This window comes from Methanomicrobium sp., from assembly GCF_055145805.1.
On the sequence record NZ_JBSREC010000098.1, the window covers coordinates 1 to 25,122 of the forward strand.

21 protein-coding genes and 2 tRNA genes are annotated in these 25,122 nt (G+C 38.4%); 6 read left to right on the top strand and 17 right to left on the bottom strand.

The window, feature by feature from the left end; genetic code table 11:
• Positions 1-322 precede the first annotated feature (322 nt).
• The 7 genes from ACTB1O_RS08945 to ACTB1O_RS08975 form a co-directional block, all read right to left on the bottom strand.
• Positions 323-1,876: a hypothetical protein gene (locus ACTB1O_RS08945; protein ID WP_462994791.1), complete on the bottom strand. Its 1,554-nt coding sequence runs from the start codon at positions 1,874-1,876 to the stop codon at positions 323-325.
• 19 nt (positions 1,877-1,895) lie between these two features.
• Complete coding sequence (locus ACTB1O_RS08950) at positions 1,896-2,276, bottom strand: hypothetical protein (RefSeq protein ID WP_462994792.1); 381 nt, start codon at positions 2,274-2,276, stop codon at positions 1,896-1,898.
• 105 nt (positions 2,277-2,381) lie between these two features.
• Positions 2,382-3,533 (bottom strand): WD40 repeat domain-containing protein, encoded by a 1,152-nt coding sequence (locus ACTB1O_RS08955; protein WP_462994793.1) that lies wholly within the window; start codon positions 3,531-3,533, stop codon positions 2,382-2,384.
• Between the two features lie 188 nt (positions 3,534-3,721).
• Positions 3,722-4,858, bottom strand: a complete 1,137-nt coding sequence (locus ACTB1O_RS08960; protein ID WP_462994794.1) for a hypothetical protein — start codon at positions 4,856-4,858, stop codon at positions 3,722-3,724.
• Between the two features lie 65 nt (positions 4,859-4,923).
• The gene (locus ACTB1O_RS08965) at positions 4,924-6,330 is read right to left on the bottom strand and encodes a hypothetical protein (protein WP_462994795.1); all 1,407 of its coding nucleotides are present in this window, start codon (positions 6,328-6,330) and stop codon (positions 4,924-4,926) included.
• Between the two features lie 11 nt (positions 6,331-6,341).
• Positions 6,342-7,607, bottom strand: coding sequence for a C39 family peptidase (locus tag ACTB1O_RS08970; RefSeq protein ID WP_462994796.1), 1,266 nt, complete (start codon positions 7,605-7,607; stop codon positions 6,342-6,344).
• A 432-nt stretch (positions 7,608-8,039) separates the two neighbouring features.
• Positions 8,040-8,792, bottom strand: coding sequence for a winged helix-turn-helix transcriptional regulator (locus ACTB1O_RS08975; RefSeq protein WP_462994797.1), 753 nt, complete (start codon positions 8,790-8,792; stop codon positions 8,040-8,042).
• A 149-nt stretch (positions 8,793-8,941) separates the two neighbouring features.
• Between ACTB1O_RS08975 and ACTB1O_RS08980 the strand changes: the two genes are divergently transcribed.
• Positions 8,942-9,808 (top strand): PHP-associated domain-containing protein, encoded by an 867-nt coding sequence (locus tag ACTB1O_RS08980; RefSeq protein ID WP_462994798.1) that lies wholly within the window; start codon positions 8,942-8,944, stop codon positions 9,806-9,808.
• Positions 9,809-9,837: 29 nt separating this feature from the next.
• On the opposite strand, the gene cls is transcribed toward ACTB1O_RS08980, so the two are convergent.
• The 4 genes from cls to ACTB1O_RS09000 form a co-directional block, all read right to left on the bottom strand.
• Positions 9,838-11,325 carry a cardiolipin synthase gene (cls, locus tag ACTB1O_RS08985; RefSeq protein ID WP_462994799.1) on the bottom strand — a complete coding sequence of 496 codons (1,488 nt, stop codon included), beginning with the start codon at positions 11,323-11,325 and terminating at the stop codon, positions 9,838-9,840.
• A gap of 182 nt (positions 11,326-11,507) precedes the next feature.
• Entirely contained in the window at positions 11,508-11,954 is a 447-nt protein-coding gene (locus tag ACTB1O_RS08990) for a universal stress protein (RefSeq protein WP_462994800.1), read from the bottom strand.
• A 244-nt stretch (positions 11,955-12,198) separates the two neighbouring features.
• Positions 12,199-13,398 (bottom strand): bifunctional 5,6,7,8-tetrahydromethanopterin hydro-lyase/3-hexulose-6-phosphate synthase, encoded by a 1,200-nt coding sequence (locus ACTB1O_RS08995; RefSeq protein ID WP_462994801.1) that lies wholly within the window; start codon positions 13,396-13,398, stop codon positions 12,199-12,201.
• Positions 13,399-13,486: 88 nt separating this feature from the next.
• Positions 13,487-13,681, bottom strand: a tRNA-Trp gene (locus ACTB1O_RS09000).
• 139 nt (positions 13,682-13,820) lie between these two features.
• On the opposite strand from ACTB1O_RS09000, the gene ACTB1O_RS09005 reads away from it, so the two are divergent.
• Both ACTB1O_RS09005 and ACTB1O_RS09010 read left to right on the top strand, forming a co-directional pair.
• On the top strand, positions 13,821-15,521 hold the full coding sequence (locus ACTB1O_RS09005; RefSeq protein WP_462994802.1) for an AMP-binding protein: 1,701 nt from the start codon (positions 13,821-13,823) through the stop codon (positions 15,519-15,521).
• Positions 15,522-15,657: 136 nt separating this feature from the next.
• Positions 15,658-17,199 carry an MFS transporter gene (locus ACTB1O_RS09010; protein WP_462994803.1) on the top strand — a complete coding sequence of 514 codons (1,542 nt, stop codon included), beginning with the start codon at positions 15,658-15,660 and terminating at the stop codon, positions 17,197-17,199.
• A gap of 48 nt (positions 17,200-17,247) precedes the next feature.
• Here the strand turns inward: ACTB1O_RS09010 and ACTB1O_RS09015 are convergent, their stop codons facing one another.
• Positions 17,248-18,576, bottom strand: a complete 1,329-nt coding sequence (locus tag ACTB1O_RS09015; protein WP_462994804.1) for an amidohydrolase family protein — start codon at positions 18,574-18,576, stop codon at positions 17,248-17,250.
• Between the two features lie 118 nt (positions 18,577-18,694).
• Entirely contained in the window at positions 18,695-19,366 is a 672-nt protein-coding gene (locus tag ACTB1O_RS09020; protein ID WP_462994805.1) for an MTAP family purine nucleoside phosphorylase, read from the bottom strand.
• A gap of 261 nt (positions 19,367-19,627) precedes the next feature.
• On the opposite strand from ACTB1O_RS09020, the gene ACTB1O_RS09025 reads away from it, so the two are divergent.
• Positions 19,628-20,746: a nicotinate phosphoribosyltransferase gene (locus tag ACTB1O_RS09025; protein ID WP_462994806.1), complete on the top strand. Its 1,119-nt coding sequence runs from the start codon at positions 19,628-19,630 to the stop codon at positions 20,744-20,746.
• A 59-nt stretch (positions 20,747-20,805) separates the two neighbouring features.
• Here ACTB1O_RS09025 and ACTB1O_RS09030 read toward each other — a convergent pair whose 3' ends face one another.
• The 3 genes from ACTB1O_RS09030 to ACTB1O_RS09040 all read right to left on the bottom strand — a co-directional run bounded on the left by ACTB1O_RS09030 (position 20,806) and on the right by ACTB1O_RS09040 (position 22,766).
• Positions 20,806-21,294: a pentapeptide repeat-containing protein gene (locus ACTB1O_RS09030; protein WP_462994807.1), complete on the bottom strand. Its 489-nt coding sequence runs from the start codon at positions 21,292-21,294 to the stop codon at positions 20,806-20,808.
• Positions 21,295-21,506: 212 nt separating this feature from the next.
• Positions 21,507-22,094, bottom strand: coding sequence for a DUF998 domain-containing protein (locus tag ACTB1O_RS09035; RefSeq protein ID WP_462994808.1), 588 nt, complete (start codon positions 22,092-22,094; stop codon positions 21,507-21,509).
• Between the two features lie 126 nt (positions 22,095-22,220).
• On the bottom strand, positions 22,221-22,766 hold the full coding sequence (locus tag ACTB1O_RS09040; RefSeq protein ID WP_462994809.1) for a diacylglycerol/polyprenol kinase family protein: 546 nt from the start codon (positions 22,764-22,766) through the stop codon (positions 22,221-22,223).
• Positions 22,767-22,892: 126 nt separating this feature from the next.
• On the opposite strand from ACTB1O_RS09040, the gene ACTB1O_RS09045 reads away from it, so the two are divergent.
• Together ACTB1O_RS09045 and ACTB1O_RS09050 are read left to right on the top strand one after the other, a co-directional pair.
• Positions 22,893-22,964 (top strand) — tRNA-Ala (locus ACTB1O_RS09045).
• Positions 22,965-23,300: 336 nt separating this feature from the next.
• Positions 23,301-24,035 carry a radical SAM protein gene (locus ACTB1O_RS09050; RefSeq protein ID WP_462994810.1) on the top strand — a complete coding sequence of 245 codons (735 nt, stop codon included), beginning with the start codon at positions 23,301-23,303 and terminating at the stop codon, positions 24,033-24,035.
• Here ACTB1O_RS09050 and tcmP read toward each other — a convergent pair.
• A complete protein-coding gene (tcmP, locus tag ACTB1O_RS09055) occupies positions 24,032-25,045 on the bottom strand; it encodes a three-Cys-motif partner protein TcmP (RefSeq protein WP_462994811.1) in 1,014 nt (337 codons plus the stop codon). The two genes, ACTB1O_RS09050 and tcmP, sit on opposite strands and share 4 nt — an antisense overlap.
• Positions 25,046-25,122 lie beyond the last annotated feature (77 nt).

Consider the following 25,122-nt stretch of genomic DNA (forward strand, 5'->3'; position numbering starts at 1 on the left):
TCCAAATGTAATTTCCGGAATGATTTGGTGTTTTAGGTTTGATAAAAGGATTAATTCCCCCCCTTTATCTCCCCCGATAAAAAATAGGACCGTGGTCTTTATAGCTTCTCTCACTATGCTCTTGAACTGTTAACAGAATGGTAAAAAATAAATTTTAACTGACAGACTTTTGGTTTTATTGTAATGATTAAAAATGCCATATCCGGTGTTATACGTTAAATAAAAAATTTTATTAGTTTAAATTGCCCCTGCGCTTAATTCCTGAATATCATTTTAGAATTAAGAATCCCTCTCTAAAAAATAGTTATGGTGCTGTTATTAATCAGCAGATATCTCCGTTCATGTACTCCTTGAAAGCAAAGAGAATATGGCTGTCATTATTAAGTTCACTTAATAGCTGTTCTCTTTCTTTTGGATTGTAATCATCAAAAAGATCAAAGTATACAACGTTTGCTCTTTTTACATTAATACCTCTGTTTAAAAGATTTTGACAAATCTGTTTCCGGCTCATCTTTCCGGAATTTAGAAGAAAAACCGGACTGAAAATGATATCCCCTTTCTTTTTACCTGAAGATGAAATAAAATTAAAACCCGGCGAATTAAAACTCAGATTCCATGAATACTTTTCTGCCTCAGCATTCATCTGAATTTCCCGGAATTGTGATTCGTTTGCTTCAATATAATATCCAATCCCTGCATCCCACCCTGAATCATATATTTTAATTTTTTTATTATCCTCAATTCCGTAGCTGTTAAGAACCTGAAGTATTTCAGTATTAGAAATTATTTCATCAACTAATATTCCATCGACCCAGAATCCGATCTGATCGGCTTTTTTATGCCATTCTTCATTTGAGGTGCAGGGCTTACCGGTTTCGGTGATTAAATCTGTTTCATCTGACTGGATTTGTGAGGATTCCGAAGCATACACATATCCGATAAATGGATCAGTTAATTTGCCTCTTGTTGCAGTTCCGCTAAAAACATATACGGGAACTACTTTATCCTGTTCGTAGATTTCTGGTTCCATCCAGTAACCAAGAGAAATGTCATTGATAGTAATTGTATCAAATTCAGCAAGGTTTGCCGGATATACGGTATTTTGATTACACAAATCTTCATATGCATCTTCTTTTGTTCTTAACTGAACATTTCCTGCCGGTTCGACTTCTCTCCAGGATTTTACCATCCCTACAACTTCTCCGCCGTCACCTATAATTACCGAAAATTCATCTCCATAAACCAGAATTCCATCAAAATTTCTGGCATAACGAACAGCAATTGTTACATCATATGATTTTTCCGGTTCGATAGCTCCACTTTTCCAGACCTGTTGCTTTTGATTTACTTCTACATTTTTAACAAATGATTCTTTTTGAAAAGTATCTGTCTTTACAAGGAATTCATTCGCAATTTTTATTGCTTCTTCTTTAAAAGGAAGGACTGGTTGTACTTCAACACTGTCTGGAAATTCTTTATCAGGAATTGCATATACTATTGCACCGGATTTGGAATAATATGAAAACTGTCTTTGAGGATCATAGGAATTATCAATAATTCGTATTTCACCTGTATTTTGTATGTAGTCCTCCAAATTTCCCTTTATATCAAAGGATTCTGCAACTTTTTTTATGTGCTCTGTGTCTGATTTTTCAAATTTAACATCATACAATGGAACTGTTGTTCTTTCTTCTGTAAATTTTGCATTCAAAATAATATAAGGATTAGAGCCATCCGGTGAATTTAAAACCTGACCAGAAGAATATCCTGATATTTCAGCCTGTTCAGAGATGTTGTTCATTATTTCCATTGATATTGCAAAACATCCTAATATTGTAATTGCAAGCAATGTTCCAACAATTAATTTTATTCTCATTTTCTGCATTCAATCAACATTATTTGCTCTTATTTATTATTCCAGGCTCAATTGTGGCGGGATCTATTGTTGGAAACTCTTCTGAGATCTGAATTACTATTCCACGCTTGTCAATGAATATGGAATATGGAATTGGTCTCATATGTTCGGTCTCTATTGAGATCCTTAAATAATAGACATCCTGTTTGTTTGATTCACCCGGAGCATAATATTGAGCCGGGCCGTAATCAAGGATTTCATATTCATGGCCGTTAATAAGACTTATCACTCCGGGTTCATCCAGTGCTATGGCTGTTAATTCATCCTCGGAGAACTCTTTTTCAGATATGCATCCTGAAGACAGAATAATGCCTGCCATTAAAATCAGAATGATTCCAAAACATCTGTTTTTTCTGTTCATTTCCTATGATCTAAAAATATGAATTGGCATTATATATCTTCTCTCACTATGCTCTTGAACTGTTTCAAAAATTTTAATAAAAAATACAATAGGGAGTCTGGAAAATTATCCGGACGAACTCTTTTTTTTCTTAAAAGCCAGAATCAGAAAAACTGCTGTAAAAGGCAGGAAAAAATGCACAGGAGAGGTTACACTTTCTGAATTGCTTTTAGATGATACTTTGAAAGCATCTGCTTTTAATATTTCGGGAAGCTCCGCTGCAGAAAAATTGCTGATATCAATAAATCTTGAGTTCTCTTCTCCTGAATTTATGTATATCAGCCCGCCGTACGTTCCGCCTGCCATAATTTTTCCGTCATCAGAGAGGAGAACTTTTAATAAAGGATGGTCCAGAAGATAATTTCCAATTCTCTCCCCATTTTTATCCATTAGAAAAATCTGATTATCATGGCATATTGCAATAATATCCCCGTTATATGAGACGGCGGCGGATGATGATTCAGGTATGGGCAGATATCCTGGATTAAAATTCCATAACAGACTTCCTGTTCTGTTCATGTAATCTGTAGTATGTCTGTCCCCTGCGACTATGTATTCTCCATTTCCGGAGACAGCTATATACAATACAGAACCTCCCCAGTAGGATACATTTTGGGAGAAGAGTTCACTTCCGGATTTATCAAAGCAGATTGTTTGACTGTCACCGGCAATACCTATTGTATTGAAATTGTCAGAAGCATCTACCCTCGGATTTGCTTTGAAATATGAAGTGAGGCCTGTTTTATAATTCCATAGTTCCTCACCGGAAGCTGAATGCATCCTTCCTTTTGTAAAAAAAGATGTTCCTGTAAAAAAATAATTTTCATCAGAAGATATTACTGCTGAATCTATTGCGGGAATACGTTCTGAGAAATATTTTCTGCCCGTTTCATCAAAGAGATTTAGCGTATGTGTATAAGGGTCATCTGAAAGGTCTTCATTATAAACAAGGCAAAGTGAACCATTTTCAGATAGAACCGGTTTTGGCTTGCAGCCTCTGATATTTGATTTCCATAAGAGATTTCCTGAACGGTCAAAAAAAAGAACAGTTCCTTTTTCAGAACACGAGGCGATATACTCTCCGTTTCCGGAAATACTTATGCCTGAAACGCTCTCACATGTCTGATAAGTCCATTCCGGAGCATCTTCTTTTAAAACCAAAGAGACAATTCCTGTTTTTGGGTCGCCTGCCGCAATAAAGTTCCCGTCAGAACTCATTGAAATTTTTACATAATCATCAGTACCTGGTATGGTGTTTTGGCATTGGTTTGCACATGCCGGATATGATATCAGGGTTAAAGCCAAAACTAAAAAAATGGAAATAAAACTAATTTTTTGCATTAAAACACTTTTGATAGTTGAATAAAGCCGTTTATGTTCCCTATCATTATGCCCCGGAACTGTTTTCAAAAATTATACCCTCCCCTGAGAAATGATTTAACGATAAATGCAACATCATCGGATTTTAAGATATTCTCATACATCTCAGATGATTTTTCAAAAGAACTGTCATTATAGGTGAAATCTTCGATATGAGCAATTATGGACGGATTAATTATTACACCCTCATTTTTTAGAGAGTCAATAATTTTCTCCTCTACTGCATCTGAATCTGCATTCAGAGTTAAGGGGTAATAATGCAGACTTTTTGTAAAACATAAAGGTTCATAATATACCCATCCGTAAGTGGAAATACTAAAAAAATGAGTTAAATCATCAGGAATCTGACCTGAATATTGTGATAAATCTACATAATAATTATGAAAATATTCTTTGTTATAATGCTCCCATGCAATATCCCGACCGAGTTCTGTGTTAAGTATTTTGCTTATTTTTTCATCAGAAGTACCGGCTTTAAATCCTACTGTCGGATACCAGAATCGTTCTGAGTTATTTGCCGTGGTATAATTTGGATCACATGACCTGTTTTTTGAATTCTTTTTTATAATGAATACATCATTATAATCTTTGTTAATCTGATTCAGAGAGTTTACAATCTTTTTCTTAACATCAGCGTCTTCTCCGGCATAACAAAGATTTACTTTTTGTGTTTTGGAAATATTTAGACGTTTAAATGATTCATTTGAGAACAAAATCTCTTTTTCCACAGCATTTCCAGATATTGTGAATAAATAACTGATATCTCCGTTTTCACTTTTTTTCGGATTTTCAACATATGCAATCCCAAAGGATTCATCATCTACATATTCCTGTTCAGAGAGGATTTTAAGAGAATCTGCATAATTATTTTCTTTTGAATAAAGAACATAGTTGTCCGGACAGCATTCAGAATAATACATTTTCCAGACAATACCGGTATCGTTAAAGTAATCATTCATAATTGATTTTATTTCAGAATAATTGATTTTGGAATCAAAAATGATTTCCGGATACCATTTTACCCCAAGCTTTACAGTGTCTGATTTTGTAAATGTGTAATTGTGAGTAGGATAGTTTGAGGAGTGGGGTGTAGTTGTCTCTTCTAAATCATAATTATCGTTATTTTGGACAAAATTTATGGATACAAGAATTAAGACTGTCAAAATAATCAATAAAATTACAGAGATTTTTAGTAATTTATTCATAAGAATCATGATCCATAGAGGCCTCATTTAAGCCTCAGCTTTTCGTTGATTGTAGCCACTCCGTATATTATCAGCGCTATTATAGCGCCAATAAAGAATCCCTGCAACTCCAGCACAATAATGGAAAGCAATCCTGGTTTTGTGTTTGTCCCGAATGTCAGTAACATCATGATGGGAAAGACAAAAAAACCTGTAATTATGAGGGTGAAAACAGTCTTTTTTAACGGGAAACGGCTTTTCAGGATGAGGGCCGGCGTAACAATCCCAAGTGCGGCAAGGGCAAGCTGAGGAAGAAACACCATCAGACTCAGGATGGCACTGGTAATAGGCAGGTATCCGAAACTGCTGATCCCGGGGATGTAAAAGGGCGGGCTAAGGGTGCTTCTCTCAGCCAGAATGTCAGGGACCAGGGATATAAGGACCAGAACTCCAGCTGATATTGCGATGGCAAATCCTGTACTCTGGTTCAGCAATTCTTTTTCAATACCTACGATTTCATAGAGCAGAGCCGCAGAACACCCGAAGAGAACCGGCAACAGGATAATGATCCAGGCATATCTCAGCATCAGTGAAATGTAAATAAATGCAGTTGGTTTTACCATTACATCCGGCTGATTGCCGGAAATAAAAAATCCTGGTTCAAGATATCCCGGAATAACCCAGATCAGAACTATGCAGGCAAAAAATAGTCCGAAAGCCAGTGTATTTCTGCATTTATCCTCTTTAATGTTTTTTTTCATTAAACCGGGGACGATCAGAGGGACAGATATTACTACCGCCCCTACAAGTCCAAGTAAGAAAATACTTGATATTGAGAGGGTAAGGCTAATCCAATGTGATCCTGTATGAATAATATTATTTGTAAATTCTGCTGTCATCAGGAAAGGGAATAGGATCGTCCCGATGAGAAATAAAGTGATATTTGGTCTTTTCATTGTAATATAGCGGTTTAACAGAATAAGAGGAATTATCATTGACATAGAAAGTAGTGCAAGGGCTGGAAAAGTAATTACGGCACTTATAATGGCATCATTAAAAGGTGTAATCCCAAAATATTCCAATCCTCGGATGTAAAATGCCTGCGTTATCTGTTCCATATTTAATAATCCGGAAAACAGCAGAACAATAAGAAATAAGGTTGTTGTAAAGCATGAGATAATTGCCCTGCCTTTATTCACGACCATGTTGAAGAGGATCACTGTTGACAGGGCGAAAAAAACGACGTTAAGCAGATATATCCCACCGTAATCAAGGATGATGGAGGGCCTGAGATCTGTTGCGCTGAATAACTCCGGTGAGAGAAAATCTGGTAAAAACCATATCAAAAAAAGAGTTGAGATATAGAGTCCAATAACAACTGCCGGTTTTTCGCCGTAAATTTTGGTTAGAGATTCCAACCGCTTTGAAATTTGGACTATAGTTTCTTTCATTATTTATCTCTTCATATATCTTTCACTTTATAGATCCAGGTTCCCCACCACCAGTTACCATATGCAAGATAACGGTCCTGATTATTTGGGCTCCATCCATCATGAATAGTTACGTAGTTTTCCTGAGATATAGTTGTGTAACCTACACCTGTAACAGCATGATCTCCATAGTCTTGCGTTCCGTATAGAGGTGTCCCACCATGTAACAAGGCAAGCATGAAAGGTCTCCCATTATCAATCTCACCTGTACATGCTTCCCAAGAAACCCATAAATAGTCGCCTGTAACTCTGACGTCCGATGCTCCATATCCATGATTATCAAATACGGACTGTATGCCCCCTACAACATTTCCTTTAGCAGTATCTCCATTTGAATTGGTACCCATTTCCACAGCCAGTTCATCAATAAGATCATAACCGTTGTTTCCGAGAGGCAGATTACTAAATCCATGATTCCTCCAGAAGGCTAGAAGCATGCCTGCTGCCGTTGGACAACAGCCATGAGTGCCTGAGCCGCGGAGATAATATGGGACACCGGAAACATAACCTGAACCAGAACGTGTGGAAAATGAGATGTCTTTGTCTGGTGTAGATAGCTCTTCATCGATAGAAGTCCAAAGGCTGCTTGCTTTGGTTTTTTGAACTTTTTCCCATTCTTTTGTTTCCTGAGAAGTTTTTCCTGAAAGGATCTGCTGGTCTATTATACATTGTTCTGTCAAATCGACAAATATTCCTTCATTGGATTGTATATTCTTATCTGCAAAAGGATATTTTGCATAATAAAATGTTGCTCCCAGATAAAGATACTCAGGATCTTTTGAGATACTTTTTCCTTTATATGCATCAGCATCTGCCAGTGCCATCAGGTCTGAAGGTACTTTGGGAATATTCCCTTTTGAGAATTCAAGGATTGGATAATTATCTTTTGTAGCGGATACAATGATGTAACCTGATGTTTTTTTATTGTTCGTCACATCAAAGGCGTATGCGTTGATATTCCCATCGAGGTCATGAAATATAGTTGATGACTGAGCTATAGCATCATGCCATTCTGAAAAGTCTTCAATAGATGAGGAAATTTTCCTTATATTAAGGATTGCAATTTCTTTAGCGTAATCCTGAGAAATTAAGTAGCTTTCTGAGATTTCATCAGGTTTTTCTGGAGCACTAATCGAATTTGTTTCGTCTCCCGCACTAACCGCCGGAACAAACACCGCCCCGAGAAGTGCCATTACCAATAGCAGGCTCAAGGCCCGCATGCCTTTTTTGATTTTCACTTTTTTCACCTCATTTCGTTTTTAAAAACCGGCATGCAAACTTTAATCTGCTATAATGCGTTTAAGATAAAATGCCGGTTGTATCAATCGGTGGATAATTCAAAAGGAAAAGAAGGGAAAAGGATTGGTTAGATCTTCTCTTCTTTTCCATTTTTTTAACTGGATTGTTTTTTCAGGTTTGATAAAAGAGAAAAATCTCCCAAATCTCCCCCGATAAAAAATAGTATAAGGGTCTTTATATCTTCTCTCACTATGTCCTTGAACTGTTATTTGAAAAAGTAAAAAAAATGCATAATTGAAATAATTTATACTGATTTTTAAGAATTAAACTGACTGAGTTCTATTATTTTGGAAAAAAGAGGTGTTTAATGTTTTTTGCTGTTCTGCGCCTTTAGAATTTAAAAGTAACACTCCATGACCTATTTTCTTGCATTAAGTCAGATTTGCTCTCTCAAATTCGAGATTTTCCTTTATTTCATCAGGAAGATTTTCAATGATAAAAGATTCAAGACCTGATTTAATGTAGTAATGCCCTGATTTACCTGACTTTCGCACAGACAGAATTCCGGCATTATCCATTTTTTTAATATGCCATGTTACAGCACTTTTTGAAATGTTTAGTTCATCCTTAAGATCAGTGTTTCTTATCCCTGGGTATTTTGCAATCAGTGCAAGAATTTTAACCTGAACCGGATTGTGGCAGATGCTGATAATTTTTCTTTCCTGCCCGGAGAATGTGTTATGATTCGGAAAAATTCTCTTTGAATGATCTGAACTTTCAATAATTATATGATTGTTATTTTCAAGGCATCCGAGATGATACCGGAGAGTTTCCCTGTTGATATTCATCTCATCCGAAAGCTCTTCTATGCATCTTCCCGGGTATTCCCTGACATAATCAAGAATCTTCTTTCTTCTTGCATTTTCAAGTGCATATCTGATTTTTCCTGCAATTAGCGGACAAAATTTAATTGTGGCAAATAATCCGACGAATATTGAAGATAACCATGAAACCTGAATCCAAAGCGGCAGATCCCAGAAAGTTTCTGTTCCGTCTGCTCCTGAAACGTCTGCATTTGGATCAGTACTCTCTCCAAAGGTTACTGTATATTCACAGCACCCTATATGAACACATGACAGGTAAAATAAAAAAATGAGAAGAAATGTCTTCTGTTGAATGTTCATGATCTGTTTTTCATAAATATATTATATATAATAATCTTCCACTCCGGACATACTGTATCCGTAGCATGCCATTTTACTCAGTTAAGGTTATCAGAGAATATTGACCATTTTATTTAATCTTACAGAAAAACGCAGGAAAATAATATCCTATGATACAACCCCCGGTAAATTCCATAAAATACGAAAAACCCGATATAAGTGCCTTAAAAAAAGAAGGATACACCCTTTGTGATATGCATGTTCATACCTGCTATTCAGACGGACTTCCCAAAATACCTGATTTGATAAAATATGCCCAAAAAAAACAGATCTGTCTTTCAATAACAGATCATAATGAGATAAACGGAGTTTTAAAGTCTCTAAAATATGCAAAGGATCTGCTTGTAATCCCCGGAATTGAACTGGATACAAAAGAGGGTCCTCATATTCTGATATATTTTTATACGGCAGATGATCTCATCAGTTTCTTTAACGACTTTAACAGGGAAAAAGCAAAATTAAGTCCGGCTCTTACAAAAAATCTGCCTGTTATTAAATGCCTGACACTTGCGGAAAAATATGACTGTTTAAGGATTGCAGCGCATCCTTTCGGATATTACGGGATCAACCGCGGGATTTTAAAATGCGTTGATAAAAATATGCTTCCCGGAGTTATGAATCACATTGACGGAGTAGAGGCAATCTGCGGCGGGATGATTAAGGGTCTGAATCAAAAGTCAATGAATTATGCCCGAAATAATGAAATCGCTTTTACAGGCGGTTCGGATGCACATCTCCTCTCTGAAGCAGGGAATGTTTTAACAGGCACATTTGGTGAAACGGTTGAGGAATTCCTCTCTGAAATAGAAAAAAGAAAAAATATTGTAATCGGGAAATCAGGAAACTGTCTTAATAAGGGTAAAACTGCAGGTGTAATTGCATGGAGTTTTGTACCCTACACCAAATCATTTATCTCTGCACATTATTCTGTGAATAAGCAGAAGGTAAACAAAATTTTCAGGTCTGATGAAAAATAACTACATGTCTGTCTGGTATTAAAAAAAATTTAGAGGAGGGGTGAAAAAAGCCTTGATACTGACAGTTTTAAACGGGTAATCTTCGGAAGTGATGATATACGCTCCGGGGTAAGTTCAGTGCAGTTTAGGAGATCTGCAATAAAATATTCCTTTAATTCCTTTGCGATTTTTTTGTCATACATTATTGCATTTGTCTCAAAATTAAGCCTGAAACTTCTTACATCCCAGTTTGCACTCCCGACCGATGCGGCAGTCTCATCGACAACTATCGTTTTTGCGTGAATAAATCCGTCATTATAGGTGTAGGCCTTAACACCGGCATCAAAAAGCTGCTCGATATATGAATACCCGGCCCAGTAGACAAACAGGTGATCGGGTTTGGAAGGAATGATGATTCTTACATCAATTCCGGAAAGGGCCGCCATTCTGAGGGCATCCATAATGCTTTCATCCGGAATGAAATACGGTGTCTGGATGTAAACCGACTCCGTTGCAAGCGTTATCATCTTCAGATAAGACTCCTTTATCGGATTCCAGTAATTATCGGGGCCGCCTGAGACTATCTGAACAGGCACATTATCACCAGTATACGCGGCATTTTCTATCTTATCGGGGAAATATCTGCTAAATATCTCAATCAGATCTGTCTTTTCCGCGTAATTCCAGTCCAGAATAAATCTTATCTGCATGGCAATCACAGAACTGCCCCTGATCTCAACAGCGGTATCTCTCCATGGTGACCATTCGGGAACACGGTCAAGGTAGTCGTCTCCGATATTAAATCCGCCGATGAATCCGGTTTTTCCGTCAATCACTGCAATTTTTCTGTGATTTCTGTAATTTATCCTCGGGTGTCTTATTGCTACCAAAGACGGGAAGAAAAAGGCAACTTTTCCTCCGGCTTTTATGAGTGGTTCATAAAATTCCTTTTTTGGTCCTGCACATCCCAGTCCGTCACCCAGAAATCTTACTGTTACACCTGCTTTTGCACGCTCTGTAAGTGCAGAAAAGACCTCGCGTCCGATTTCATCATCCTTTAAGATATAATACTCCATATGGATGTGGTCTTTTGCATTTCTGATTGAATCAAGAAGAGCTGCAAATTTTTCATTTCCGTCGATAAAAACCTTTACTGCATTATCTGTTGTAAGAGCTGCCCTGTTGCTCTCCATAAGCATCAGAATCATCCGTTTATAGGAGTCGGAGATCGTTTTTTCTGCCGGAAGCTCTTTTGTAAAAAGCTTATTTTTTTGTGATTCAATATATTCTGTAAGTGCCTGACCCTCCTCTTTTTTTATTTTAAACATTCTTTCACGGTAAAAACTCTGACCAATAAAAATATAGAGGACAAAACCTATAACCGGGGCAAAAATAAGTGCCATTAGCCATGCAATTGTGGCAGAGGGGTTTTTTCTTTCAATAAAAATAACTGCCAGGGCAAAAATTATATTTGAGATGATTATAATCGGGATTATTATGCTCCAGAGAAACTGGATAATGCTGTATATTCCAAACACCGCCTGATATCTTTTTCAGATAGTAATAACTGTGATTTTCTCTGCAAAGTTTATAAGATAAATGGAATCTGTTCGCCGTAAAAAGAGGTCTGTTGCTGTATAATCTTTTTAGTTTTATAACTGACAGCATGTTATATGTTCTTAAAAATAAGGAAAAATGCCAATTGAATTCTCAATTACACTTATTTTACAATCAGTGTGGATAACGGGCTGTGAGTTGCGAGATATCCGGAGACACTTCCCAAAATAAGCCGGCTGCCAAGGCCTTTTCCTGTTGAGCCGATAACTATCAGATCAGCGTTGATTCTGGAGGAAAGGCTGATTATTGCATGTCCGGGATCCCCTCCCTCCACATGAAGAGTGTATATGATGTTTTTATCCTGACATACCCTGTCGATCATATCTATGGTTTCATCCTTGTCTTTTTCCAGAAATTTTCTGCTGATATCATGGGGTGACTCAACACCGTCATATGAGGTTTCGGCTTCTATTGCATTGTAGGTGTTCATATTCATTATATGGACAATGTGCAGCTCAGAATCTTCTCCCTTACAGTTTTCGATTGCTGACAGGAGGGCTTTTTCAGACTGGAGTGATCCGTCGCATGCAACGAGGATTTTTGAGAACATAATCTACTTTGTTCTTTTTTTGATACTTATTCTTTTTTAAGTTAAAAGTGATTTTATGGATCTAGAAAAGGGATTTGGAAAAATATCAGATATTATTCTGTATTGGCTGTGTGTTTTGCATCATTTTTCAATATATTGTATCTGAACAATATTTTATCGCAGAAAGATAATTTAGATCACTTGTAAAAGTGCAGAAATAATTTCAAAAAACGTCTAAAAAAATATAAAAAAATAATTTAAAAATTCAGAAGTCAGTCATGACCCTGAACTGGTCAATCTCTTCCTTGTTCATCTCTTCTAAGAACTGCTCGGCTGAATTCTGGATATTTTTGCTTGCTGTGATTGCACGGCCGACGACAATTATGTCTGCGCCTGACCCGAGAGCGGTCTTAACAACGTTCTGGCGTATACCGCCTGCGGTTGCAACGAGAAGTTTTTTGCCTGCTTTCTTGGCTGCATCCTTGATTGCCGGAATGTCTCCCCAGTTATAATCTGTTGATTCATTATCAATAGCACGGTGCATCTCAACAATATTAGGGATTGCATCCATCTTTGCAAGTTCTGTAATAAGCTTTGCAGGTTTGTCAACGTTGAGCATATCGATAACGGAGTAGATACCTGTTTTCTGGGTTTCCTTTATGAACTTCGCAATTGTGGATACAGGTGCAAGACCTGATACAACAACAGCATCCGCAGATGCGTTTGCAGCCATTCTTGCCTCAAGGTTTCCTGTGTCAAGGGTTTTTAAATCCGCAACAATAAATGCATCAGGTCTTATCTTTCTGATCTCATCGATTACCGAGAGTCCGAACTGTTTTATTAAAGGTGTTCCTGCTTCAATTAACACGTGATCGTTTTTGGGAACTGATGTCAGGACTTTTTCTACTGATCCCATGTCAACAAGGTCCATGGCCACCTGCAGGTATGGAGGGTCCCAGAGCTTGTGAACCTTGAATCCCATTACAGCATGACCTGCGCGGTCTTTCTCATCCATGAGTGTCTTCTTGTCAGGGAATTTGTCAAATGCATGCTTAATTGCAAGTTTTGTTGAACCGTAATTATAGCGGTAGATGCGGTTGTAGTCCTTTGCGTCAGGGTGGAGGAACGCGCTTACAAGAAGAACTATATCTTCAGCATCGCATTCGTCAAAAACACCTTCTTCATATGAATCTGCAACTGCCTTCGCAACTGCTGCCTGGACTGCGCCAAACATTGCATTAACCTGAGCCTCAGTTTTAAGAGTTACTTTTGGTATGATGAGTGTTGCAGGTTTTGTCAGCAGATTTGGTCTTATTACTGCCAGAAGAGGAGTGTGTCCCGGAGCAAGTTGTGATGCCGCATTTGCAAATGCCATTCCAACCGGCCCTGTTTTATCGCCGATTAAGAGATCGATGTGCGCAAGTTCTGCGCCTTCGCCTTCGAGTGCTTCACCAATTAAATACATATCAGGTATCCTACCTGTCTTAAATATGGGTTTTACTTGTAGAAAAGAGTAACTTGCAGCCTGGGCTATGGTGATAATTTCATAAAAGTGGGGTCGGTGAGATTTGAACTCACGATCGACGGGTCTCTCCGAACATGCGGTTATAACACGCTTTCATCAGAAATGCAGATCATGCATCAGCGCTCCAACGGATCATCACAGGATTTCTCCTCAGCAGACCCATTGTTCATCATACGCAAAGACCGTTGGAGCCCGTCGCCATGCCGGACTAGGCCACGACCCCTCCTAAGAATCCAGTTAATGTTAAACATCATAGAATTTAAGAATTTTGATATTCATGTGAAAAATGACGTTTATGAGATTTTTTATATTAAATTCAAATCCGTCAGATATAATTCCTATTTTGATCAATGTATATAATTATGGCTAAGATAAGCTACGCGAGTGGTTTGTCGGATGTTCCTCTGATTGGTGAAACAATCGGGGAGATGCTTGAAAACATCGTAAATGAATATCCTGACAATGAGGCTCTGGTTTCAGTAGACCAGAACATAAGGTGGACGTACAGCGAATTCCTGAAAAAAGTGGATGAGCTTGCCCTTAGCCTTATGGCACTCGGTGTCAACAAAGGTGACCGCGTAGGTATCTGGGCAATGAATTATGCCGAATGGGTGGTTGTACAGTTTGCAACCGCTAAATGCGGCGCAATAATGGTCAATATAAATCCGGCTTACAGGACATTTGAACTGGATTATGTACTCAAACAGGCTGAAATTCATACTCTCATCCTTCAGGGACGCTTTAAAAATTCTGATTATGTGGGAATGCTCTATGAGGCATGCCCTGAGATAATAGAGTCAAGAGCAGGAAAAATATCCACTGAAAAGTATCCTTTCCTCAGAAATGTTGTGTTTATAGGTGATGTCCCGTACAACGGAATGTTCACATGGGATGAATTTCTGGCGAAGGGTAAAAATATCAGCCGCGATGAGTTAAGGGAGCGGGAATCGACTCTCTCGTTTGACGATCCTATAAACATCCAGTACACATCAGGCACTACCGGATTTCCAAAAGGCGTTGTTCTGACCCATCACAGTGTTATGAACAACGGTTATACAATCGGTTCGGGAATGGGTTTTACAGAAAAGGACAGACTCTGTATTCCTGTTCCCTTCTATCACTGTTTTGGAATGGTCCTGGCAAATCTTGCGTGTGTAACGCATGGATCAACTATGGTAATCCCTTCCCCTGCATTCGATGCGGAGACTGTCTTAAAGACTATTGATAATGAGAAATGCACGGCGGTTCACGGTGTTCCGACGATGTTTATTGCCGAACTCAAACATCCCAACTTCAACAAATACAAGTATGATACACTCAGGACCGGAATTATGGCAGGCTCTCCCTGTCCTGTCGAGTATATGAAGGCTGTAAATGAGAGGATGAACATGAAAGATGTTGTAATCGTCTATGGCCAGACAGAAACGTCTCCCGGCGTTACAATGACAACAACCGATGATCCTCTCGATAAAAGAGTTACAACTGTCGGAAAAACCTTCCCGCATGTCGAATTAAAGATAATTGATCCTGTCACACAGAGGATTGTCCCGTGCGGTGAAAAAGGCGAGATCTGTGCACGCGGATATGTTGTCATGAAATGCTACTACAACAACCCGAGCGGCACCCGCCAGACAATTGACTCTAACGGATGGAATCACACAGGCGATCTCGGAATAATGGATGAGGAAGGTTACGTAAAGATTGTCGGAAGGCTTAAAGAGATGGTCATACGCGGCGGAGAAAACATATATCCGCGTGAGATAGAGGAGTTCTTCCACACAAACAGAAAGATTGAGGATGCATATGTAATCGGCGTCCCCGACGAGAAATACGGCGAGGAGCTGATGGTGTGGGTAAAACTGCGTGACAGGGAATCCATGACAGAAGAAGAGTTAAAGGAGTTCTGTCAGGGTAAAATTGCGCGATATAAGATCCCGAGATATGTAAAGTTCGTGGACGGATTTCCAATGACTGTATCCGGAAAGATAAGAAAGCTTGAGATGAGGGATATCTCGATAAAAGAGCTTGGTCTTGAAGATGAAGCGAATATTGAGACTGCTTAAAACCGATATAATATCTGTTTTTTAATTTTTTTAATTTATGATAATTATCTGATATTCCTGTTTATCAGGTTAATTTATTTTATATTGAGACTATCATCTGAAATAGTTGTTCTGAAGTAATTCGGGTGGATTTTTCATGAATACAAAGTCGAAGTCACACTGGGGTGTTTTGATTATTGCCTGTATGGCGGTTTTCATAATGGTCATTGACACAACAATTATGAATGTATCAATATCAGCCCTTGTGGCTGATCTGAATACAGACCTTCCTTCAATTCAGCTCACAATTGCGGTTTATGCTCTGATTATGGCTTCATTTATGCTTTTTGGAAGCCGGATGCAGGATGTTTTAGGGAGAAAAAAGTCTTTTCTTTTTGGAGTTTTTTTATACGGGGCAGGAACTTTTGTGGCTTCTGTCAGCTGGAATATAAACAGTCTTCTTATAGGGTGGTCAGTCCTTGAAGGTCTTGGTGCGGCTTTTATGCTCCCTGCAACCTCGGCTTTTCTAACAGGTGCATATGAAGGGCAGGAGAGAGCATTTGCATTTGGAATGTGGGGAGGAATTGGTGCCGCGGGTGCCGCATTCGGGCCTATTGTCGGAGGATTTTTAACAACTTATTATAGCTGGAGATGGGCTTTTCGTCTTGAGCTTTTAGTGGTTTTAGCAATTATTATCTTTTCCTATATGTTAACTGAGCAGAAACCAAAAGCCCTGTTTAAGGACATAGATGTAATCGGGACACTGCTCTCATTTGGCGGACTTTCTCTGATTGTAATCGGGATCTTATCGCTACGGAATTATTTTCTCTGGGATATCATTCCGGTAATAATCGGGTCCGGGATGGTTGTCCTGGGAATATTCTATTTCTGGCAGGTTAAAAGGAAGAATGCCGGAAAAATACCTCTTGTGGATGTTGATGTCTTTAAGAATAAGATATTTAATATCGGCAATGCAGTCGGGATTATACAGAATATTGTTATTGCCGGGTTTTTGTTTATAATACCGGTATTCCTTCAGTCTGTGACAGGAGTCAGTGCATTTGTTACAGGTCTTGCCCTTCTGCCGATGTCAGTTGCAATTTTTGTGTTTTCAGTATCTGCAAACAGACTTTCCGTATATGCCGGCCCAAAGGTTTTGATTCTTGCAGGTTTTGTTGTCGCACTTTGCGGTTCACTTATGCTAAATGATGTATTCGGACTTGGAACAGAAGTTATGGATATAATCCCGGGTTCTGTGATACTGGGCATAGGAATCGGAATAATACTCTCACAGCTTACAAATATCACCCTATCTTCGGCATCAAAAGAGCATGAGAGTGACGCATCCGGAGTTTTAAATACGTCAAGACAGCTCGGTACATCCCTTGGAACGGCAATTATCGGAGTGGTTCTTTTTATTGCTCTTTTTAACGGAATTTTTGCCGAATCAGGACTTTTGGACAATTCAGGAGATATGCCGGATGAGGAGATGGCAGAAGAGCTGCAGGAATGGGTTTATAAGATGAAGGAAGTGCCGCTGCCTGAAGTTTTAACTCCTGAACAGATGTATAAAACAGAAATTATTGTTGATTATGCAATCAGTTCTGCGATGAAGCAGGCGATGAATGCTATATCTCTGATATTGATACTGGGATTTATTCTGACTCTGTTTATTCCAAAAAGGCGGTTGTCAGACTGATTTTTTTAAAAATGGCGTATGAAAAAAGGGGGTGTAAATTATGTTAAATCAGGATGCATCCTGCTTTCTTTTTACAAGTGAGAATGCCGTTTCAGAGGCATTTTTGCAGACCTCTTCTTCTCCCGGTATAAATCCGTCGTGCATCAGAACTCTTCCGTTGCAGATAACGGTGTCAACCGCATTTGAGCCGGCTGAATAGGCGATGTTTGAATCGGCATTGTAAAGCGGTGTCATGCAGGGTATGTTTGTTTTTAAGAGGACTATATCGGCACATGAACCTGTCTTTAGTATTCCATCCCCGAATCCGAGGGCCTTTTTCCCTGATTCTGTTGCCATAGTAATTGCTTCATGTGCAGGGAGGACTGTATCGGAATTCCAGAAGAATTTCTGGAGGAGTGCTGCGGTTTTCATCTCTTCTAAGATGTCAAGATTGTTGTTGGATGAACATCCGTCTGTTCCGAGTGTTACGTTTGCGCCGGAATCAAGAAGTTTCTGGTATGGCATTGCCCTGTTTACGGCAAGTTTCATGTTTGATACAGGGTTGTGTGAGACTGACACTCCTCTCTTTCCAAGAAGTTCGCATTCCTCATCGTCAAGCCAGCAGCAGTGCGCTGCAAGAGTTTTATCTGTTAAGCATCCGCATTCGTCCAGAAGTCTTGCAGGTTTCATGCCGTGGTTTTCAATACAGCCCGAAACTTCGGTCTCTGTTTCGCTGAGGTGGATGTGAAGCATTATGTCCTTCTCTTTTGAGTAATCCGCACACCATTTAAGAGCCTCTTTTGAGACGGTGTAAGGTGCATGAGGGCCTACAGCCGCCTTTATACGGGGATTATTCATCCCTTTTACAAAATCATGGAGTTTTTCAGTTGATTTAATCTCATTTTCCCTCTTCTCCGCATCTCCAAAATCAATGAATCCGTGACTTAATACAGCTTTTAATCCGCATTCATCAACAGCTTTTGCCGCTGCCTCCATGAAGAAGTACATGTCATTGAAAGCAACTGTTCCTGAACGGATCATCTCCATACAGGCGAGTTTTGTTCCCTGGTAGACATCTTCATCCTTTAAGTGTGCCTCAAGAGGCCAGATCTTTTCCGAGAGCCATTCCTGAAGGTGCATATCATCTGCATATCCTCTTAGAAGTGTCATCGCCGCATGTGTATGGGTGTTTACAAATCCGGGTGATGCAACACTCTGTGTCCCGTCAATTATGAATTCAGACTCCCCAAAATTTCCTGAATAAATGTCTGATATCTCTTCAATAATTCCTGTATCGCTGATAAAAATGTCTTTTTTCTTTCCGTTTACGAGTGTCTGTTTTATGAGTACTGAATCAGTGTCTCTGAAAATGTCCGGTTCATCTGTGGATTTAGGCATTTGATTAATCTCCTTATTTTATTTTAAACTGTTAATTACTATTATCAGGAGTATACTAAAAAATGCTTTTTTCGTTCTCTGTTTGATCCAAAAAAGTAAAGGAATTTTATTTTGCAGATTAAGCAAGGATTTCTATGACCTTTCCGATTATATCCTCGATCTTTTCCTTATTCTGACGGGATTTTTCAAGGATTGCCTCATAGGTAAGCTCATCGCTGCAGAGTCCGTTGCAGTAGTTGTCAACCGAGCATATGGCGGCAAACGGGATCTCAAGTTCGTTTGCGATTGTGGCCTCACTTGCAATTGTCATACCGACGATATCTCCTGCCCTCTGCAACACTTCAATCTCGGATGATGTCTCAAAACGTGGGCCTGCAGTCTGGACATATGTGCCGCCGACAGTTGTATCTAAAACTTTTGCATTGATCTTTTTTATGAGCTCCATGTCTACAGAAGGTGCAACATGACCTATTGCGTTGTTGTGAATAGTGGGTATGGAATAGGGACTGTAATAATCATCAGGAAGAATTATTGTTCCTGGTTTTATCTCCTCTTTTAATGAACCGACAGATCCGAATGCAACAATATTGTCAACTCCTGATAAGGAAAGTGCGGACATGCATGCGGCAAAATTTATTTTGTGGGGGGGTGTTCTGAACTGATGGCGCATTAATACCGCGATCTCTCCCAGATATACTTCTGCAGGTCCGAAAGGAGTGGCTATCATTTTTTTGTCAAGTTTTGGGATGTCTGCATAAAGAAGACTTGTTCCCCCTACAATTCCAAGCATTGTTGTTATCTCACCTAAATTTTTGAATAAATATTATTATGAGGCGCAGTCCGGTTTATTGGAAAACACCATTTTGTTTTTTTTTCCGGCAGTGAATTTTATCATTCGTTTATCTGCTTTATTTTTTTTAAAAGCAGGGTTTTCTTTTAGAAGTTTGTGACTATTACTTTAATATTTTATATCTGCTCCGGAGACAGATTTTGTCCGGCAGGAAAAAACTTTCAAAACAGTTAATGTATTTTGTGAACTCATTATTTTTCAATGGGAATATTTCACACTGTCAGTGATGATGCAATAAAAGCAGGGGAATGCACTGATGTCTATTTTATCCGGACAGAGGATATCCTGACTGTTGAAGGCAGAAATCCTAAGGTGACTGTGGAGATTACCGCTGCATCCCTCCCAAATGAATGGGGTGTTTTATGCGGTCTCAATGATGCGCTGAAACTTCTTGAGGGCCTCCCTGTTGATGTCTATGCAATGCCTGAGGGCAGCATATTCTATCCCGGAGAGCCGGTGATGAGAATTGTCGGAAACTACAGGGATTTTGGAAGGTTTGAGACGGCGCTGCTTGGTTTTCTGTGCCATGCTTCAGGAATAGCATCGTCTGCGGCACTGATTAAGGCTTACGCAGGCAAAATCCCTGTTTACTCCTTTGGCTCAAGACGTCAGCATCCGGCAATCTCGGAGATGATAGAGAGATCGGCATGGATTGGAGGTGTTGACGGGGTCAGCAACACGTGTGCCCCGGCAGGTATCCCTCTTGCCGGCACAATGCCGCATTCCTTTGTTATGTGTTATGACAACCCCAATGATGCCTGGGTATCCTTCGACAGACATGCACCTGAGGAGGTTTTCAGGGTTATGCTCTGCGATACATACTGTGATGAAAAAAGGGAGGCTCTTGCTGCTGCCAAAGTTGGCGCTGCCTCCGTCCGTCTTGATACCCCCAGTTCGAGAAAGGGCAATATGAGAGCAATTCTGGAAGAGGTCAGATGGGAGCTTGATGTAAATGAATTTTCAGATGTAGGGATTTTTCTATCCGGCGGTCTTGTTGCAGATGATATTACTGAATTTTCTGATATTGTGGATGCATTCGGGGTAGGTGGTGCGATTGCAAACGCACCTGTTGTCGATTTTTCCTTAGATATTGTCGAGACCGAAGGAAAACCTGTTTCAAAAAGAGGGAAGAAAAGCGGTGTCAAAGAGGTTTACGAGTATGAGAGCGGAGATCATATCATGATCCCTGCCGGTATTCCTGCGCCGGAGGATGCAAGGGCTATGATGAAAATATTCATAAAAGACGGTCAGATTTTAAATACGCCTGATATGCAGAAATCCCGTGCAAGAGTTTTATCAGCACTTCTAAAATTCACCTGAGAACAAAATAAAAATAATTTTTTTTTAAAGTTGTATTAAAAAAAGAGACTGATTTCGATTTATATTGTATATTCGCCCTTAATCCATCTGAGATCAGCACCTTCAATTATTGCGCCTGTGAGATCTGCGTTTGTTAAATCAGCACCTCTCAGATCTGAGTGACTGAGGTCTGCGTCTCTTAAATCCGCTCCGCGAAGGTTTGAGTAATCCAGTTTTGCACCTATCAGATCAGCGCCTGAAAGGTCAGCACCTGAAAGTTCTGCAAGTGTTAATTTTGCTCCGTGAAGATCTGCGTCTCTTAAATCCGCACCTGTAAATATTGTCTTGTATGCATTAGCCCTTGAAAGGTCGGCACCTTCGAGATATGCGCTGCTGTAATCCATATATGATATCGATTTTGGCACAGAAACTGCATTCTGCTGGTTTTGGCCGGGAATACATGCGTCTGTCGCCATAAGGCCTGTTAAAAGAAGTATATTTCCTATAACCGAGGCCACCAGAATTACAACTGCGATAATAAGCAGTTTTAGCATAGTTCTTTCTTCCATAATTTACGACCTCCTTTGTGATTGTCTAAACAAAGAATCTCTAAGAATTTATATATTGTCTATGATTTAGTTCCTGTTAAGGCAGTTAATTAAATTAAAATCAGACAAATCAAAAATAAAAGTTAATTCCGGCAAATATATTCTTAAGTTTTTAAAAAATAAAAAGGAATGTTTTGATATTCTGAGCTTTATTTTTTAATATTTTATGTAATTCAGACTTTTGCTTCATCACTTTCGTTCATCAGATAACCGCCGTAGGATATGAGCCATAAAGCAAGTGGATAAGCTATCAGCCTTTCAACTCCTCCCGGCCCCAAAACGCCGTAACTTTTGGTAATCAGAATTAAAAATGAGGTGATGCCGGTTATTCCCATAAGTATGCAAAGATAACGGTAAGGGCCTTTTAACCACCTTACTGCCTCAATTGCGGATATTGACCCGATGATGAAGGTTATTCCTGCGGAGATTATATGTGGCAGTCCTGTATTTTCCGGAAAAACTCCCACAAAAAAAGCCCCGATTCCTGCTATGGCCATACAATACAAAAAAGGCATATTTGAATTTTTTTGGATAAGGATTAATGCGGCAGAAAACACAAAAATTCCGAATATCATCGTTGAAATATTGAAAATTATATCCGAAGGCCAGGGGCCGACACCCAGATCACTTATGTAATTGTTTTTGACTGAATATCCGGGGTAGAGTGCCTCTGAAGTTATCATTGAAACTACCCAGATGATAACTCCTGATATGAGTAAAGCTCCTGCAGTCTGAACCCCTGCCGGAATAGATTTTTTCATCAGATTTTCTATTTAATTATTCCTGCGTTTATCTCTTTTGGTGATTTTTATTTCATGATTAAAAAACCTGTATTCTGTAATATGGCTCTGATATTTAAAAAAAAGAGAAGCGGGGTTTTAAAAAAGTTATAGAAGTGTGAGTATTATGCAGACTGTTAACGGGATTATCAGATTGTCGTCAACAGGGGATATGAGCTCGGCAACACCTGCAAAAAATGCGGTTATTGCGGCTGTCACCGGTGATATGAAGAAGATAAGAACAATAAATCCTGCAAACATTCCGGCGGCTGTTCCCTCAAGTGATTTTTTGTTGTATATCTTTTTTCTGCCGTATCTTATTCCGATAATTGTTGTAACACTGTCTAAAACAGCAAGCACAAGGACTGCTGCAAAGACGATATTTTTCTCAAAGAATAAAAGGCAGAAGAGAGTGCTGACAAAGAATAGTATTGTGCCTTTTCCGGGGATTGTATTCTCTCTTTCGAGTATCTGTATGAGTTCTGAAAATAAAGGGATATGAATTTTTTTTGATATGGCATCGGATATAATAACAGACAAAAAGACAACAATTCCCAGAACAGGTATTGAGATATCCTTATCTGTAAAATATATGAATGATGCAACGATTATTCCGAAGAACATATGCGAAATCTGTCTGAACTCTTCCTTCATCTAATCTTTTATATACATTTCATATCCTGATTAAGTCTTCTTTTTATGTTTATTTCCCCCCTTGTCCGGGATAAAAGCAAACTCTATTTATTCTACAAAAACCTATTATTTTCTGCAATTTGTTGCGGGCTGGTAGATCAGGGGTAGATCGCTACATTGGCATTGTAGAGGCCGCGGATTCAATTTCCGCCCAGTCCATTTGTTTTTTGGTTGAAGTTTTTCTTGTTTTTTAAAATTTTTTTTGATTGATGAGCTTTGGGTTTTTTTGTTCTTGATCATTCCGGCATGTGCCTGATGCAGGGATGCTTGCCCATCCCTGCGAAGGCTATCTTAATTTCTGACCGGAAAAAACCAACGGAAAAAAATGAGGTAAAAAAGGAGCAGTTCTGGAAAAAAAAGTGTTTACTTAGATATGCTCAAAAAAAGGAAATAATTTATTTTCACAGTGTACATGGATTGAATATATCTGTTGATTTTTGAGATTTTATTATAGAAAAGATAATTGATCATAATATCATATGTTTGTAAAAATAGATGACTACAATAATTTATGAAGCTAAAGGGAGGGCCAGAGAATATTCTGAATTAGCAGCTAATTTATATCGTGGCTGTGATCATGGGTGTACTTATTGCTATGCTCCTTTAGCAACAAGGAAAAAAAGGGAAAATTTTGTAAAGTCTGAAGTTCGAGAAGGAGTATTAAATAAATTTCTAAAAGACGCCAAAGAATTAGAGGCAAAATGTGAAAAAAGGCCAATACTGCTCTCTTTTACTACAGACCCATATCAGCAATTGGATGTTAAATCTAAAATTACACGAAAGGCAATTCAGATTTTACATTCTCATAATCTTAAGGTCTCAATACTAACAAAAGGTGGAATCCGGGCAGAAAGAGATTTTGATTTGTTAGCAAAAAAGCCTGAACTTAGTGAATTTGGGGTTTCTTTGGTATTTCTTGATGAGGAGATGAGAAAGAAGATTGAACCTTTTGCAGCTTCCACTATAGAGAGGATTGAAACTCTGAAAAAGGCTCATGATTTGGGAATATATACATATGTTTCATTAGAGCCGGTATGGTTTCCAGAAGATTCCCTTAAGATAATTGATTTAACGCATGAATTTGTAGATTTGTATAAAGTTGGAAAGTTGAATTATAATTCCCAACAAAAAGAGGTTGACTGGAAGAATTTTAAAGATAATGCTGTTTCAAAATTAAAAGAATATGGGAATAATTATTACATTAAAAAAGATTTACAAAAATTCTGCTAAAAGCTGAATAAATCCTTTTGATAGGCTGATTTTATTGGCATTAATCCTTTTTCTGTAGTCCAATTATAAATTCGATATTTTTCAAATTCTTTAGACATTTTATTTTTCAATACATAATGGCCCGCCTTACTATCTGTGCAATGAATCATAGTGTAAACAATTTGATCATTATCTCCTGGAACAAATACGATAAGTGGTGGTTTATTGTATAGCTTTGACAATTTTTCTAGATATATATCTAAAACAACATATGTCTTAGGAGTTGAAAATCCTTTTTTTTTCCAAATATCCGTATAATATTTTTCTTTTTCTTTCCAGTCTTCTATTGACATATCATAACCAATTTTTATGTTTATTGGATGTTCATCAGAAAATCTTTGGAGAACAGATGTTAGAAGAGTGATTATAATTTCGGGTTTCTTTTCATCAGTATTTTTAGTATATCTGTTGTAAAAACTCCCAACATTTTTAGAAATATTTTCCACTACTTTCCAAGGTAATTGCGTAGGGCCATAAGGATCCAATAGCCAGACACTAGGATATGATGATTTCAATTTTTGAATAGCAATATTTGTGGCTTCATCTATTTTTTTAGATTCAAAAATAGTCTTTTCATATACATGGGGGCAGTCTTCAAGATCCTTTACACTTTTTTTTAGTAAATTTAGTTGTTTTTCATTAGTGTCCTTATTTTCATGATAAGAATTCAGAAAAAGAGTATTTCCGTTAGGATATTCTCCAAACATTTTTGCTGCAATTAATGCTGATCCCATCCATTTTTCACTTTTGCTTTTATTTGTTGCCCAACCACTTGCTGCATAAAGATCACAGAAATTTAAAGGAGGTGGAGTCCTCTTTGAGTTTGCACCGACGTTCAAAGCCCAAATATTTAGATATGCTCTAATAAATTCATGCTTTAGTTCTTGCTGCTTCCCTTGTATTTCATATAATTCAGGCTGTTCTTCTGAAGAGATTTTTTCACTAGAAAATTCAGGATAATTTGTTTTGATTTTTCATCCCCCCCTGCTATAACATAAGATTATTATAATTATATTGTTGATATTTGTCCAACTGAATAAATAGTTTT

What these genes read in the sequence shown, in the direction of transcription:
- ACTB1O_RS09030 (WP_462994807.1), bottom strand. Translation starts at nt 21,294, where the DNA reads ATGGAAGAAAGAACTATGCTAAAACTGCTTATTATCGCAGTTGTAATT.
- ACTB1O_RS09020 (WP_462994805.1), bottom strand. Translation starts at nt 19,366, where the DNA reads ATGCTTGGAATTGTAGGGGGAACAAGTCTTCTTTATGCAGACATCCCA.
- ACTB1O_RS08980 (WP_462994798.1), top strand. Translation starts at nt 8,942, where the DNA reads ATGATACAACCCCCGGTAAATTCCATAAAATACGAAAAACCCGATATA.
- ACTB1O_RS08955 (WP_462994793.1), bottom strand. Translation starts at nt 3,533, where the DNA reads ATGAGTTCTGACGGGAACTTTATTGCGGCAGGCGACCCAAAAACAGGA.
- ACTB1O_RS09035 (WP_462994808.1), bottom strand. Translation starts at nt 22,094, where the DNA reads ATGAAAAAATCTATTCCGGCAGGGGTTCAGACTGCAGGAGCTTTACTC.
- ACTB1O_RS08945 (WP_462994791.1), bottom strand. Translation starts at nt 1,876, where the DNA reads ATGAGAATAAAATTAATTGTTGGAACATTGCTTGCAATTACAATATTA.
- ACTB1O_RS09015 (WP_462994804.1), bottom strand. Translation starts at nt 18,576, where the DNA reads ATGCCTAAATCCACAGATGAACCGGACATTTTCAGAGACACTGATTCA.
- ACTB1O_RS09025 (WP_462994806.1), top strand. Translation starts at nt 19,628, where the DNA reads ATGGGAATATTTCACACTGTCAGTGATGATGCAATAAAAGCAGGGGAA.
- ACTB1O_RS09050 (WP_462994810.1), top strand. Translation starts at nt 23,301, where the DNA reads ATGACTACAATAATTTATGAAGCTAAAGGGAGGGCCAGAGAATATTCT.
- ACTB1O_RS08990 (WP_462994800.1), bottom strand. Translation starts at nt 11,954, where the DNA reads ATGTTCTCAAAAATCCTCGTTGCATGCGACGGATCACTCCAGTCTGAA.
- ACTB1O_RS09005 (WP_462994802.1), top strand. Translation starts at nt 13,821, where the DNA reads ATGGCTAAGATAAGCTACGCGAGTGGTTTGTCGGATGTTCCTCTGATT.
- ACTB1O_RS08950 (WP_462994792.1), bottom strand. Translation starts at nt 2,276, where the DNA reads ATGAACAGAAAAAACAGATGTTTTGGAATCATTCTGATTTTAATGGCA.
- ACTB1O_RS09010 (WP_462994803.1), top strand. Translation starts at nt 15,658, where the DNA reads ATGAATACAAAGTCGAAGTCACACTGGGGTGTTTTGATTATTGCCTGT.
- ACTB1O_RS08995 (WP_462994801.1), bottom strand. Translation starts at nt 13,398, where the DNA reads ATGTATTTAATTGGTGAAGCACTCGAAGGCGAAGGCGCAGAACTTGCG.
- ACTB1O_RS08975 (WP_462994797.1), bottom strand. Translation starts at nt 8,792, where the DNA reads ATGAACATTCAACAGAAGACATTTCTTCTCATTTTTTTATTTTACCTG.
- ACTB1O_RS09040 (WP_462994809.1), bottom strand. Translation starts at nt 22,766, where the DNA reads ATGAAGGAAGAGTTCAGACAGATTTCGCATATGTTCTTCGGAATAATC.
- ACTB1O_RS08965 (WP_462994795.1), bottom strand. Translation starts at nt 6,330, where the DNA reads ATGAAAGAAACTATAGTCCAAATTTCAAAGCGGTTGGAATCTCTAACC.